Annotated in this window: 11 protein-coding genes; 7 read left to right on the plus strand and 4 right to left on the minus strand. The window is 71.1% G+C overall.

Translation table 11 applies throughout. The features are described from left to right. Positions 1-75: 75 nt before the first annotated feature. Both ppsA and nikR read left to right on the plus strand, forming a co-directional pair. On the plus strand, positions 76-2,343 hold the full coding sequence (ppsA, locus tag BMZ83_RS08775; protein WP_074877717.1) for a pyruvate, water dikinase: 2,268 nt from the start codon (positions 76-78) through the stop codon (positions 2,341-2,343). Between the two features lie 64 nt (positions 2,344-2,407). Next, entirely contained in the window at positions 2,408-2,908 is a 501-nt protein-coding gene (gene nikR, locus BMZ83_RS08780; RefSeq protein WP_074877719.1) for a nickel-responsive transcriptional regulator NikR, read from the plus strand. 10 nt (positions 2,909-2,918) lie between these two features. On the opposite strand, the gene BMZ83_RS08785 is transcribed toward nikR, so the two are convergent. Continuing rightward, on the minus strand, positions 2,919-4,349 hold the full coding sequence (locus BMZ83_RS08785; protein ID WP_074877721.1) for an amidohydrolase family protein: 1,431 nt from the start codon (positions 4,347-4,349) through the stop codon (positions 2,919-2,921). A 92-nt stretch (positions 4,350-4,441) separates the two neighbouring features. Here BMZ83_RS08785 and BMZ83_RS08790 point away from each other — a divergent pair, with 92 nt between their 5' ends. The 4 genes from BMZ83_RS08790 to mutL all read left to right on the plus strand — a co-directional run bounded on the left by BMZ83_RS08790 (position 4,442) and on the right by mutL (position 10,812). Next, positions 4,442-5,110, plus strand: coding sequence for a DsbA family oxidoreductase (locus BMZ83_RS08790; protein WP_074877723.1), 669 nt, complete (start codon positions 4,442-4,444; stop codon positions 5,108-5,110). A 222-nt stretch (positions 5,111-5,332) separates the two neighbouring features. Continuing rightward, the gene (mutS, locus tag BMZ83_RS08795; RefSeq protein ID WP_074877725.1) at positions 5,333-8,029 is read left to right on the plus strand and encodes a DNA mismatch repair protein MutS; all 2,697 of its coding nucleotides are present in this window, start codon (positions 5,333-5,335) and stop codon (positions 8,027-8,029) included. Positions 8,030-8,110: 81 nt separating this feature from the next. After that, positions 8,111-8,500: an NUDIX domain-containing protein gene (locus BMZ83_RS08800; protein ID WP_074877727.1), complete on the plus strand. Its 390-nt coding sequence runs from the start codon at positions 8,111-8,113 to the stop codon at positions 8,498-8,500. Positions 8,501-8,502: 2 nt separating this feature from the next. Then, positions 8,503-10,812: a DNA mismatch repair endonuclease MutL gene (gene mutL, locus BMZ83_RS08805; protein ID WP_074877729.1), complete on the plus strand. Its 2,310-nt coding sequence runs from the start codon at positions 8,503-8,505 to the stop codon at positions 10,810-10,812. On the opposite strand, the gene coaBC is transcribed toward mutL, so the two are convergent. Next, the gene (gene coaBC / locus BMZ83_RS08810) at positions 10,813-11,976 is read right to left on the minus strand and encodes a bifunctional phosphopantothenoylcysteine decarboxylase/phosphopantothenate--cysteine ligase CoaBC (RefSeq protein WP_074877732.1); all 1,164 of its coding nucleotides are present in this window, start codon (positions 11,974-11,976) and stop codon (positions 10,813-10,815) included. It abuts the gene before it with no gap. Positions 11,977-12,031: 55 nt separating this feature from the next. Here coaBC and BMZ83_RS08815 point away from each other — a divergent pair, with 55 nt between their 5' ends. Then, entirely contained in the window at positions 12,032-12,805 is a 774-nt protein-coding gene (locus tag BMZ83_RS08815) for an NRDE family protein (RefSeq protein ID WP_074877734.1), read from the plus strand. Between the two features lie 47 nt (positions 12,806-12,852). Here BMZ83_RS08815 and BMZ83_RS08820 read toward each other — a convergent pair whose 3' ends face one another. Further along, the gene (locus tag BMZ83_RS08820; RefSeq protein ID WP_074877736.1) at positions 12,853-13,131 is read right to left on the minus strand and encodes a hypothetical protein; all 279 of its coding nucleotides are present in this window, start codon (positions 13,129-13,131) and stop codon (positions 12,853-12,855) included. Between the two features lie 89 nt (positions 13,132-13,220). Then, positions 13,221-13,799: an RNA 2',3'-cyclic phosphodiesterase gene (thpR, locus tag BMZ83_RS08825; RefSeq protein WP_074877737.1), complete on the minus strand. Its 579-nt coding sequence runs from the start codon at positions 13,797-13,799 to the stop codon at positions 13,221-13,223. Between the last annotated feature and the right edge of the window lie 24 nt (positions 13,800-13,823).

Consider the following 13,823-nt stretch of genomic DNA (forward strand, 5'->3'; position numbering starts at 1 on the left):
TCCAGCCGGGCGTCGGCGGCGGGAATCCCCGGCCGTCCGGAACCTTCTTTATCGGTAGACCGGATTCCTCAATTGATGGGAGTACTCTGGCTCGACGACGTTCGCGCCGCGGACCTGGAGACGGTCGGCGGGAAGGGCGCTTCCCTCGGTGAACTCACTGGGGCGGGGCTTCCCGTGCCGCCGGGATTCGTCGTCACGGCGGGGACGTATCGGGCGTTCATCGAGGAGGCAGGTATCGACGAGAAACTGTTCGCAGCGATGGACGTCGACCCCGAGGACTCCGCCGCGCTCAAGGAGGCCTCCGAGACGGCCCACGAGCTGATCCTCGAGACGCCGTTCCCCGACGCGGTTCGCGAGGAGATCCTCGCGGCCTACGACGACCTCGACGACGGCGAGGCGTTCGTCGCGGTCCGCTCCTCGGCGACCGCCGAGGACCTGCCCGACGCCTCCTTCGCGGGCCAGCAGGAGACGTTCCTCAACGTCCAGCGCGAGCAGCTGCTGGAGCGTGTGAAGGAGTGCTGGGCGTCGCTGTTCTCGCAGCGCGCCATCTACTACCGCGAGCGCCAGGACTTCCCGCACGACGCCGTCGACATCGCCGTCGTCGTGCAGGAGATGGTCGACGCCGAGAAGTCAGGCGTGATGTTCACCTCCCACCCCTCGACGGGCGAGCCGCGCCTGATCATCGAGGCGGCGTGGGGGCTGGGTGAGGCGGTCGTCTCGGGGACGGTCTCCCCGGACAACTACGTCTACGACCGGAACAGCGACTCGGTCGAGGAGGTGACCGTCGCCGACAAGAAGGTCAAGATGGTCAAGGACGCCGAGACCGGCGAGACCGTCGAGGAGACGGTGGAACCCGACCGCCGGAACGAGCGCGTGCTCTCCGACGACGAGATCGAGGCGCTGGTCGAACTCGGCGAGCGCGTCGAGGACCACTACGACGAGCCACAGGACGTGGAGTGGGCGGTCGCCGACGGCGACATCTACATGCTTCAGTCCCGCCCGATAACCACGATCGACGACGACGACGCCGATCTGGAGGAGGAACGCGAGACCGAGACCGAGAACGAGGGCGACGTGCTCATCCGCGGGCTCGGCGCCTCGCCGGGCGTCGTCTCGGGCGAGGTCCGCGTCGTCACCGAACTCGACCAGCTCGACAAGGTCGGCGACGGCGACGTGCTCGTCACCGAGATGACGATGCCCGACATGGTGCCGGCGATGAAACGCGCCGCCGGCATCGTCACCGACGAGGGCGGCATGACCAGCCACGCCGCGATCGTCTCCCGGGAACTCGGCGTGCCCGCGGTGGTCGGCACCGGGAGCGGCTCCCGCGAACTCGTCGACGATCAGGTCGTCACCATCGACGGCGACCGCGGCACCGTAATCGAGGGCCGGACCGAGCCCGCAGAACCCGACCACGAGCCCGTCGAGGAGGTCCGCCCGAAGACCCCGGTCAAACCCATGACTGCGACCGAAGTGAAAGTCAACGTCTCCATCCCGGAGGCTGCCGAGCGCGCGGCCGCGACGGGCGCCGACGGCGTCGGCCTGCTCCGGATGGAGCACATGGTGCTCACGCTGGGCAAGACGCCCGAGCGCTACATCGAAGAGGAGGGCGGCGAGGCCTACCAGGACCAACTGGTCGACGGGATCCAGGGCGTCGCCGAGGAGTTCTACCCCCGGCCCGTGCGCGTCCGCACGCTCGACGCCCCGACCGACGAGTTCCGGACGATGGAGGGCGGCGAGGACGAGCCGACCGAGCACAACCCGATGCTCGGCTGGCGCGGCATCCGTCGCAGCCTCGCCAAGCCCGGCGTGTTCCAGCACGAGCTCGCGGCGTTCCGCAAGCTGTACGACATGGGCTACGACAACGTCGAGCTCATGCTCCCGCTCGTCAACGACGCCGACGACGTGATCAAGGCCAAGCGGCTGATGGAGGAGGCCGGTATCGACATCGAGAAGCGCAACTGGGGCGTGATGATCGAGACGCCCGCCAGCGCGCTCTGTGTCGAGGAGATGGCCGCCGAGGGGATCGACTTCGCCTCCTTCGGCACGAACGACCTGACCCAGTACACGCTGGCGGTCGACCGCAACAACGAGCACGTCGCCGACCGGTTCGACGAGCTCCACCCGGCGGTGCTCGAGCTCATCGCCGACACGATCGAGACCTGCCGCGAGCACGACGTGGACACCTCGATCTGCGGCCAGGCCGGTTCCAAGCCGGAGATGGTGAACTTCCTCGTCGAGGAGGGGATCTCGAGCATCTCCGCGAACATCGACGCCGTGCGCGACGTGCAGCACGAGGTCAAGCGCGTCGAGCAGCAGCTGATCCTGGACTCGGTCCGCTGAGGCGAGCGCGGGACCGCTCCCGTGTTTGCTAAGGATTATTAACGAACGGCGCCTCTCTTGTTACATGACCGTCGTCAGCGTCTCGATGCCCGAGGAACTGCTCGACCGCATCGACAACTTCTCCGAGGAACACGGCTACACGGGCCGCAGCGAGGTGATGCGCGAGGCCGCCCGGAACCTGCTGGGCGAGTTCGAGGACCGCCGACTGGAGGACCGCAACCTCATGGCCGTCGTCACCGTCCTCTTCGAGTACGAGACCACGAGCGTCGAGGAGCGCATGATGCAGCTCCGCCACGAGCACGAGGGGCTGGTCGCCTCGAACTTCCACTCCCACGTCGGCGAGCACCACTGCATGGAGCTGTTCGTGCTCGAGGGCACGCTCGAGGAGGTGTCGGCCTTCGTCGGCAAGATCCGTGCGACCCGGGACACGCTCACCGTGGACTACTCCGTCACGCCCGTCGACGGCTTCGACCCCGCGTCGGGGCTGGGACCGCTGTCGAGTCACGACGAGGAGGACGACGCCGAGAGCGAGCGCGGCTCGGACGCCGAGAGCCACGACCACTGACCCCGCCGCTTCAGAGCCAGCCGCCGTCGACCGCGTCGACGAGTGCCGAGTCCGCGGCCCGCCAGTCACCGCTCGCGCGCTCGTACAGCGCCCGCGCCCGCTCGGTCGCCTCCGCGACGGCCGCCTCGGGGTCGGCATCGACGAACGCCCCGTCACGCAGGACGGCCTCGCCGGCGACGAACACGTCCCGGACCTCCCGCCCCGTCGTCGAGTAGACGAGGTTCGGAACCGCGGTGTGCAGCGGCGACTCGACGGCCGGCGCCGTCGAGAGTCGGTCGGTCTCGACGACGACGAAGTCCGCGCGGGTGCCCGCTTCGAGCGTTCCCACCTCGTCGGCGATCCCCAGCGCCGCGGCGCCGCCGACGGTCGCGAGCCGGAGTGCCTCGGGCGCCGTCAGCGCGGTCGGGTCGGTGTGCTCGACTTTCGAGAGCGTCGCGGCCGTCCTGGCTTCGCGGAACATCGAGTGGTGCCCCGGGCCCGGCGCCTGATCCGTGCCGATCCCGACTGGCGCGCCGTACTCGCGGAACTCCGCCACGGGCGGAACGATCCCGTCGATGGCCGAGATCGACGAGGGGCAGCCGAGCATGGCGGCCCCGCCAGCAGCGAGTTGCTCGCGCTCCGCCGGAGTCGCGCCGTGACAGTGGACCGCCACGAGCGAGTCCTCGACGATCCCCAGCTCCTCGAGCACCGAGACCGTCGACTCGTCGGCGCCGTAGCGCTCCTCGATCTGGATCGCCTCGCGTTCGCCCTGTGCGGTGTGCAGGTGGAGCTTCGCGCCGCGCTCGTGGGCGAGCGCCTGCACCGTCCGGAGCAGGTCGGGCGACACCATGTCCAGCGCCTGCGGGCCGTAGGCCGGCGTCACGAGCGGGTCGTCGCCGAACTGTTCGAACAGCCGGTCCGCCCGCGCCAGCGCTCGCTCGCCCTGCTCGCGGTCGAAGGGGTACAGCTCTCGCGGCCCGAGGTCGTCGCGCTCCTCTGGCACCTCGTTGATCGTCTCGACGGCGACCACGTCGACGCCGAGGGGCTGGTAGACTTCTTCGACGAGTGTCTCGACCTCGCTCGCGTACTCACAGATCGTCGTCGCGCCGCCGCGGACCGCCTCCAGCACGCCCAGCCGCGTGCCGGCGACGCGGTCGTGCTCGTCGGCGTGCGCAGAGAGCGGGCCGAGCGCGCGGTTCATCCACTCGATCTCGGGCACGTCCTGTGCGCCGCCGCGGAGGAGGGTGTGGGCCATGTGGGTGTGGGCGTTCACGAGGCCGGGCATGACCACCGAGCCCTCGGCGTCGACCACCTCGTCGGCGTCGCTCGGGGCCGGCGCCTCGGCGGCCGGGCCGACGTAGCTGAGCCGCCCGTCCGTGACGGCGAGCGCGCCCGAGTCGACGATCCCCAGCCGGTCGTCCCGCATCGTGAGCAACGTGCCCCCGGTGACGAACGTGTCCATGGCGGGTGCTGGGAACGACGGCGCTTGAAGCTTCGGCGGGCCACGGGCGCCGCTATCCGGTAGCTTTTCCGAGTTCACCCGTTGGAGAGGGTATGTCCGAATCCGACGGCGTCGTCGACGCCGAGAAGGCGGTCGACGCCGATTCCGACGAGGTCGTTGTGTTCAGCGATTACGTCTGCCCGTTCTGCCACCTGGGGCGGGCGTCCCTCGAGCAGTACCGCGAGGGTCGCGACGCGCCGCTCCGGGTCGAGTGGCACCCGTTCGACCTCCGCGGGTACAAACGCGACGAGAACCGCGAGATCCAGACGGACGTCGACGACGGGAAGGACGACGACTACTTCGAGCAGGTCCGGGAGAACGTCGAGCGCCTGAGCGAGGAGTACGGCGTCGACGCCGACATCGACGCGGTTCCCGACACCGACTCCTGGAACGCCCAGCAGGCCGCGTTCTACGTCCGCGAGGAGCTCCCCGAGCGGTTCGGCGCCTTCGACGACGCGCTGTTCGAGGCCTACTGGACCGACCACCGCGACATCGGCGACCCCGACGTGATCGCCGACGTGGCCGAGTCGGTCGGCCTCGACGCCGCGGAGATCCGGGACGCCGCCACCGACGATGACTGGGCCGACCGACTGGAGGCACAGTTCCAGGACGCCCGGGACCGCGGCGTCACCGGCGTGCCGACCTTCGCCGCCGACGGCCACGCCGCCCGCGGCGCGGTGCCGCCGGCCCAGCTCGAACGCCTGATCGAGGGCGAGAACTGAGCGCTACCCACGAAGCACTTATACCTCGACTTCGTTCGTTTAGTTGTCGCGCTGCCGACCCGGTTCGGGGTAGGGGCCTTCCGGGACGGCACCGCGGCGATGCGCGCATCGCCGTGCTCGGCCAGACGTGGCCGGTCACCCACGGCGGCATCGTTTATCCGATCCAGTCACGTTCGCCAGCGACCCGCAGGGCTTTAGCCACCGACACACCGAGAGGGGTCCATGTCGCAGGGTATCGTCGAGGAGTTCCTCTCTCTGAAGGCCGAGACAGACGCGGACCTGCTGATGATGCAGTGTGGCGACTTCTACGAACTGTTCGCCGACGACGCCGAGGTCGTCGCCGACGAACTCGACCTCACGATCTCCCAGAAGTCCTCGCACGGCTCCTCCTACCCGATGGCGGGCGTCCCGCTCTCGGAGCTCACGCCCTACCTGACAGCGCTGGTCGAACGCGGCTACCGCGTCGCCGTCGCCGACCAGTTCGACGCCGAGGACGGCTCGAAGTACCGCGAGATCACCCGGCTGGCGTCGCCGGGCACGCTCGTCGAGACGACCGACGACGACGCGCAGTACCTCGCCGCGGTCGTCGAGGGCGACGCCGGGCGCGGTGAGAGCGAGTACGGCCTCGCCTTCGCCGACATCACCACGGGGCGGTTCCTCGTCACGGCCGTCGACGGCGCCGACGCCGCGGGCGCCGAACTCTACCGCTTCTCGCCCACCGAACTCCTCCCCGGTCCAGACGTGCGCACCGACGACCCCCTGCTCTCGCGCCTGCGGGAGCGCCTCGACGCCACCCACACCCTCCGCCCGAGCGACGAGTTCGGCTCCGGCCGCGCACGCCACCGCGTTCGGGACCGCTTCGGCGAGTCAACCCTCGAGAGTATCGGCCTCGAGGGGGACTCCCCCGCAGTACAGGCTGCGGGGGCCGTCCTCGCCTACGTCGACGACACCGGGCTCGGCGTCGCGGCGGCGATGAGCCGGCTCCAGCACTACCGCCCGGACGACCACCTCGACCTCGACGCGACCACGCAGCGCAACCTCGAACTCGTCGAGACCATGCAGGGCGGCAGCGAGGGGTCGCTGTTCGACACCGTCGACGCCACCGTCTCCTCGCCCGGCCGGCGCCTGCTCCGGGAGTGGCTCACCCGGCCGCGCCGGGACCGCGACCTGCTCGCGCGCCGTCACGACGCGGTCGAAGCGCTCGCGAGCGCCGCGCTCGCCCGCGAGGCACTCCGGGACCGTCTCGACGACGCCTACGACCTCGAACGGCTGGCGTCGCGTACCGCCTCGGGATCGGCCGACGCCGGCGACCTGCTCGCGGTGAAACAGACCCTCGGCGTGCTGCCGGCGCTGGAGGAGGCCATCGCCGGCACCCAACTGGAGACCTCGCCGCTGCCGGGCGTGCTCGAGAACCCCGACCGCGAGACTGCGGCCGCCCTCCGGGGAGAACTCGACGAGGCGCTCCGGGAGGACCCACCGAAGACCGTCACACAGGGCGGCATCTTCCGCGAGGGCTACGACGACGAACTCGACGGGTTGATCGAGCGCCACGAGGAACTGGAGCAGTTCCTCGACGGCCTCGCCGGCCGCGAGAAGCGCGAACACGGGCTCTCACACGTCACCGTCGACCGGAACAAGACCGACGGCTACTACATCCAGGTCGGCAAGAGCGTCGCCGATCAGGTGCCCGAGCACTACCGCGAGGTGAAGACGCTCAAGAACTCAAAGCGGTTCGTCACCGACGAACTCGAGGAGAAGGAACGCGAGATCATGCGCGTCGAGGAGGCCCGCGGGGAGCTGGAGTACGAACTGTTCGAGACGCTCCGGGATCGCGTCGCCGACCACGCCGAACTCCTGCAGGACGCCGGGCGGGCCATCGCCGAGGTCGACGCGCTGGCTTCGCTGGCGGATCACGCCGCGCGCAACGACTGGACCCGACCGGAACTCACCGACGGCGACGCCCTCCACGTCGAGGCCGGCCGCCACCCCGTCGTCGAGACGACGACCGAGTTCGTCCCGAACGACCTCCACCTCGATCGCGACCGGCGGTTCCTGATCGTCACGGGTCCGAACATGAGCGGGAAGTCGACGTACATGCGCCAGGCCGCGCTCATCACCCTGCTCGCACAGGCCGGGAGCTTCGTCCCCGCGAGATCCGCCGAGGTCGGCCTCGTCGACGGGATCTACACCCGCGTCGGCGCGCTGGACGAACTCGCCCAGGGGCGCTCGACGTTCATGGTCGAGATGCAGGAACTGAGCAACATCCTCCACTCGGCCACCGAAGACTCGCTCGTGATCCTGGACGAGGTGGGGCGTGGAACCGCGACCTACGACGGCATCTCGATCGCGTGGGCCGCCACGGAGTACCTGCACAACGAGGTGCGGGCGAAGACGCTCTTCGCGACCCACTACCACGAGCTCACGACGCTCGCGGACCACCTCGACGGCGTCGCGAACGTCCACGTCGCCGTCGACGGCGAACCGGGCGAGGAGAACGACGTGACGTTCCTCCGAACCGTCCGGGACGGGCCGACCGACCGCTCCTACGGGATCCACGTCGCGGACCTCGCGGGCGTGCCCGGCCCGGTTGTCGACCGTGCGGGCGACGTGCTCGACCGCCTGCGCGAGGACAAAGCGATCGAGGCGCGGGGCTCCGGCGGCGACGGGACCAAACAGGCGGTGTTCGACCTGAGTTCGGGCAGTTTCGCCGGCGAGGGGACCGAGTCACGGCAGGAGCCCGGTGGCGCCACGGACGCCGTCGGCGACGGTGGCGGGGCGGGCGTCGAGGCGCGCGACGCGGCCGTCGACCCCGAGGCCGCCGACGTGCTCGACGAACTCGACGGGATGAACGTCGCGGAGATCTCGCCGGTCGAACTGATGCAGCGCGTCGAGGAGTGGCAGTCCCGGCTGGACGAGTAGGCCGAGCGCATCGTTCTTTGCGACGCGGCCTGTGGGTCCGCGCATGAACCGATCGCAGCGAGTCGAGGCGGGGGGCCGACCGTGAGCCGGCGGTTCGCGGTCACCCAGAAGGCGGTGCTGTTCGGCCCCGAACCCGAGCAGCGGCTGCTGTTGCTGGAGAACGAGGACGGCGTCTGGGAGCTCCCGGGCGGGCAGCTCCACGCGGGCGAACAGCCGGTCCCGGGGCTGCAACGGGCGATCCGGGAGGCGACCGGCCTCGACGCGAGCGTCGACGGCCCGATCCTGAACACCGCGTGGGAGATCGACGAGGGCGGCGCGTTCGCCGCCGTCTACCGCGCCCACAGCCCGACCGAGCAGGCGACGCTGGCGGGCGACCACGTCCGGGCGGTCTGGCTCGCCCCAGACGAAGCCGTCGAGCGCGACCTGAACGACACCCAGAAGCGCGCGATCGAACGGGCGGGGGATCGCTGAGCATGGCCGGACCCGACGAGGGCGACCCCGAAACGCCCAGTATCACCGCGCTCGACGAGGAGACCGTCCAGCGGATCGCCGCCGGCGAGGTGGTCGAGCGCCCAGCCTCGGTGGTGAAGGAGCTGGTCGAGAACAGCATCGACGCCGACGCGTCCCGCGTCTCGATCGCGGTCGACCGCGGCGGGAAAGACGGGATCCGCGTCCGGGACGACGGCGTCGGGATGACCGCCGACGAGCTCGATCTCGCGGTCCGGGACCACCACACGTCCAAGATCGGCGACATCGGCGACCTCGAGGCGGGCGTGGGCACGCTCGGCTTCCGGGGCGAAGCGCTCGCAGCCATCGGCGCCGTCGCGCGGACCACCGTGCGCTCGAAACCCCGCGGCGGCGGGATGGGCCACGAACTCACCGTCGAGGGCGGCGACATCGGCGAGCCCGAACCCGCCGGCTGCCCCGCCGGGACGGTCGTCGAGGTCGCGGACCTGTTCTACAACGTCCCCGCCCGGCGGAAGTTCCTCAAGACCGACGCGACGGAGTTCGACCACGTCAACACGGTCGCCACGCAGTACGCGCTGGCCAACCCCGGCGTCGCCGTGTCGCTGGAGCACGACGACCGGGAGGTGTTCGCCACGGAGGGCACTGGGAACCTCCGATCGACGGTGCTCTCGGTGTACGGCCGCGAGGTCGCGGAGTCGATGGTCGACGTGGAGTGGTCCGCGGCGGGCGACGACGTGCCCGTCCAGTCAGTGCGGGGGCTCGTCTCCCACCCCGAGACCACCCGCGCGGGCCGTGAGTACCTCTCGACGTTCGTCAACGACCGCTACGTCACCGCGTCGGCGCTCCGGGAGGCGGTCCTCGAGGCCTACGGCGGCCAACTGGCGCCGGACCGCTACCCCTTCGCGGTGCTGTTCGTGGAACTCGACCCCGCGACCGTCGACGTGAACGTCCACCCGCGAAAGCTCGAGGTCCGCTTCGACGACGAGCAGGGGGTCCGCGAGTCGGTCACCGAGGCGGTAAGGGACGCCCTGCTGGCGGAGGGGTTGATCCGCACCTCCGCACCCCGCGGGCGCTCGCAGGCCGACGAGACGCCGGTCCGCCCCGGAACCGACGACGAGGAGGCCGTCGGCGGCGCCGACACGCAGCACGAGGAAGCCAGCGGCGTCGCCGAGCGCCGGGCCGAGCGGAGCGGCGGCGTCCGGACGCAGTCGGGGCTCGACGGGGCGGACGGGTCGACCGCGGGCGATTCGTCCGACGCCGGCGTCGGGGAGGGCGCGGACGGGACCGCGACCGAACTCGACGACTGGGACGAGGACGCGGGTAGTTCGACGGCGGAGTCCACACCGAGTGAGACCGACGCCGACGACTGGTCGGTCGACCTCTCCGGCGGGTCGGACGCGTCGTCGCCGACGGCGGACGAGTCGGCGGCCGCCGGCGAATCCGGGAGCGTCGAACCGGCCAGTCCCGGGCGCGACGACCGCACGCGCAGTTCCGCGCGCGCCCGCTCGACCGACCACGCGGCCGAATCGGGCCGGACCACCGACTCCCGCGACGCGTCGTCCGGTCGCGAGCGGTCGTTCTCGACGGCGACGCAGCAAGCCCTCGGCGGCGGCACCGCGGAGACCGGCGGCGAGTTCGACTCGCTGCCGACGCTGCGGGTGCTGGGCCAACTGCAGGACACCTACGTCGTCGCCGAGACCGACGACGGGTTGGTGCTGATCGACCAGCACGCCGCCGACGAGCGCGTGAACTACGAGCGCCTCCAGCGGCAGTTCGCCGACGGGATGGCGAGCCAGGCGCTGGCGGCGCCGGTCGACCTCGAGCTGACGGCTCGGGAGGCCGAACTGTTCGCGAGCCACGCCGACGCGTTGGCGGAGATCGGGTTCGAAGCGGAACGTGCGACCGGCGACGGTCGGCCGGGCGCCGGAAACGATGCGACCGGCGACGGTCGGCCGAGCGGCGGCGACGGCCGCACCGTCGAAGTCACGGCGGTGCCGGCGGTGTTCGACGCGACGCTCGACCCCGAACTGCTGCGGGACGCGCTCTCGGCGTTCGTCTCGGCGGGCGACGGCGAGGCCGCGGTCGACGACGCCGTCGACGACCTGCTGGCGGACCTGGCGTGCTACCCGTCGGTCACGGGGAACACGTCGCTCACCGAGGGGTCCGTGAGCGAACTCCTGTCGGCGCTGGACGACTGCGAGAATCCCTACGCCTGCCCGCACGGCCGCCCCGTGATCGTGGAGATCTCCGGCGAGGAGATCGGGGAACGGTTCGAGCGCGACTATCCGGGGCATGGGGAACGACGACGGGAGTAGTCACACGTTACCGAGTACCTCGGCCAACTCCGCGGCCACCCACGCCCCCAGTTCCGACTTGCTCCCCGTGAACTCCGCGTACCCCTCGCCCCGAACCAGCAGCACCCGCGTCTCGTCCTCGCCCATCACGCTCGCGTCGTTGGCGACGACGAAGGAGAGTCCCGCGCGATCCAGGATCCGCCGGGCCTCGTCGACCAGTTCCGCGTCCTCGACGCCGGTCTCGGCTTTGAAGCCGACGATGGGGAGGTCGGGGTGAGCCTCGCGGACGGCGTCGATGAGCTTCGGCGCCGGCCGGAGCGTCAGCGACCGCTCCTCGCCGGACTTGATCTTCGATTCGGCGGCGTCGACGGTGAAGTCCGAGATGGCCGCGGCCGAGACCAGCGCGTCGGCGCCGTCGTCGACCGCCGCGAGTACCGCGTCGCGCATCTCCGCGGCCCGTTCGGCCCGCCGCACGTCGGCGTAGGGCACGTCGTCGCCGTCGTGGACTAGCGTCACGTCGGCGCCGCGGACGTAGCAGGCCGTCGCGATCGCGCGCCCCGTCTTTCCGGACGCGCGGTTGGTGATGGTCCGGATCGGGTCGATCGGCTCGCTGGTCGCGCCCGCGGTGACGACGACGTGCTCGCCGGCGAGTGAGTCGGGCGTCGTCTCGCGGGCGACCTCGGTGACGATCGCCGCCTCGGTGGCGATCTTCGCCTTCCCCTCCTCGATCCGGGGGTCGACGAAGTCGACGCCCCAGGACTCGACGCGGTCGATCGCGTCCAGCACGCCCGGGTGGTCGTACATCGGCTCGTGCATCGCGGGCGCGATCAGGACCGGGACATCCGCGCCCATCGCGGTCGTCGCGGTCGTCGTGACCGGCGAGTCGTCGACTGCGGCGGCGATCTTCCCGACCGTGTTGGCGGTACAGGGCGCGATCAGGAGCACGTCCGCCCAGCCGTCGCGGCCGCAGAGATCGACGTGTTCGACCGCGCCCGTGAGTTCGGTGATCGGCTCGTTGTCGGTCGCGAACTCGACGGCCCAGGGGTGGACGATCCCCTGCGCGCTCTCGGTCAGCACGCCGCGGACCTCGGCCCCCTGCCGGCGGAGCTCGTGGGCGAGTTCCACGACCTTCACCGCGGCGATGCTGCCGGTGACCCCCAGCGCGACGTTGACGCCTTCGAGCATCGACCGTCCGGTGGGACGCCGCGGGCTTAAACACCCGCCGCACGTACCCGTCCCCGTGTGTACGCTGACCCTCGCCTGGCAGACCTTCGAGGACGCGCCCGTCGTCGTGGCGGCGAACCGCGACGAACGACGTGACCGGCCCTCCGAGCCGCCGGCGCGGATCGAGGAGGACCCGACGGTGATCGCCCCCCTGGACGCGAAAGCCGGGGGCACGTGGCAGGGGTACAACGAGTCGGGGCTGTTCGTCGGCGTGACCAACCGCTGGACCGACGCCGACCTCGCGGGCGAGCGCTCGCGGGGGCTGCTCGTCCGTGACGCGCTGCGGGAGCCCTCCGCGGAGGAGGCAGTTCGGATGGTCGAGCACGCCGTCGAGGACCACGAGTACGCGGGGTTCAACCTCGTGCTCGCCGACGCAACGGCGGCGTTCCTGCTGGAGTGGGACGGCCGCCTGCTGGTCCGCCGGCTGGACCCGGGCGTCCACGTTGTCGTCAACGTCGGCGCCAGCGACGCGCCCGCGATCCCGGCGTCGGCCGCCGAACGCGGGCAGGAACAGGCCGCGGACGCGGCTGCGGTCCGGACCGAGCTACTCCCCGAGCCCGACGAGTCGAGCGACGCCTGGCTGGACCGCGCGGCGGCGGTGCTCGGCGATCACGAGTTCGGCGTCTGCGTCCACGAGAACGGCTACGGCACGGTTTCGGCGTCGCTCATCGCGCTCGGCGCCGACGAGGGCGCCGATGGCGGGTTCGCCGCCGACAGCGTGCGGTTCGACTTCGCGGACGGGCCTCCCTGCGAGACGGCGTTCGAACCGGTCGACGCGCCGCTGAGGTAAGTGGCGCGAATCCGGACCACCCCGAAGAAACGGACTGAAAACGACGTTTAGCGTCGGATCGCCGCGCCGGCGGCCGCGCCGACAACGACGCCGGCCGCGAAGCCCGCGGCGGCGACGCGGCGGCGGCGCGCTGCCACTTCCGCGGGGAAGTACTCCTCGGTCAGGTCGAGGGCGCGCTCGGCGAGCTGGTGGCGCGCCGCCGCGGCCTCCTCGCTCTCGGCCGCCCGGGCCCGAAGCGCCGCGTAGCGCGCTCGGAGCTGCTCGGTCGCGACGTCGGCGTCGACGGTTCGGCCGCCCGCGTACTGCTGAATTCGGCTGAGTTCCATACTACCCGGTCGCTGCCGGCGGAGATAACTGTTGCGTGGGCAAGGACAGAAGTTCGCACGGCTCGGGCGGCTGCCGAGTCCGGAACCGGTCAGAACGGGAACCGGGCGACAGTCTCGTGTTCGGCGCCGTCATGGCCGAGGACCGAACGTTTCAGTCGGAGTTCCTCGGCGGTGAAGCGGCCGACGGTTGGGTTCGTGTTCCGGAGGCGGTCCTGGACGAGGTCCTTCCCGCGGGCGTCGTTCATCCGGGCGAGCGTGACGTGGGGCGTGAACTCGTCGTCCGCCACGTCGAAACCGCGCTCGGTGGTCGCCGTCTCGAGTGCGGCGGCGAGGTCGTGGAGGTCGGCGGTGCCGTCGCGGACGCCGGCCCAGACCACCGAGATGTACTCCGCGGAGGGGAACGCGCCGAGGCCGCCGACCTCGACCTCGAAGGGGTCGAGGCCCGCTGCGTCGACGGCGGCGGCGCCGGCGACCTTCGCGTCGTGGACGGTGGGTTCGTCGTCGTCGGCCTCGTCCGCGGTCGGTGTGTCGCCGAGGAACTTCATCGTCAGGTGAGCCTGCTCGGGGTCGGTGAAGCTGAGTCCGTCGGCGTCGGCCAGATCCTGCTGAACCGCGGCGAACGGCTCGTGGAGTTCTTCGGGCAGGTCGATCGCGAAGAACAGGCGCATACGCGGCGACAGGGGCCGGCGCGA

The sequence above is a fragment of the Halolamina pelagica genome (genome assembly GCF_900115675.1).
GTDB lineage: Archaea > Halobacteriota > Halobacteria > Halobacteriales > Haloferacaceae > Halolamina > Halolamina pelagica.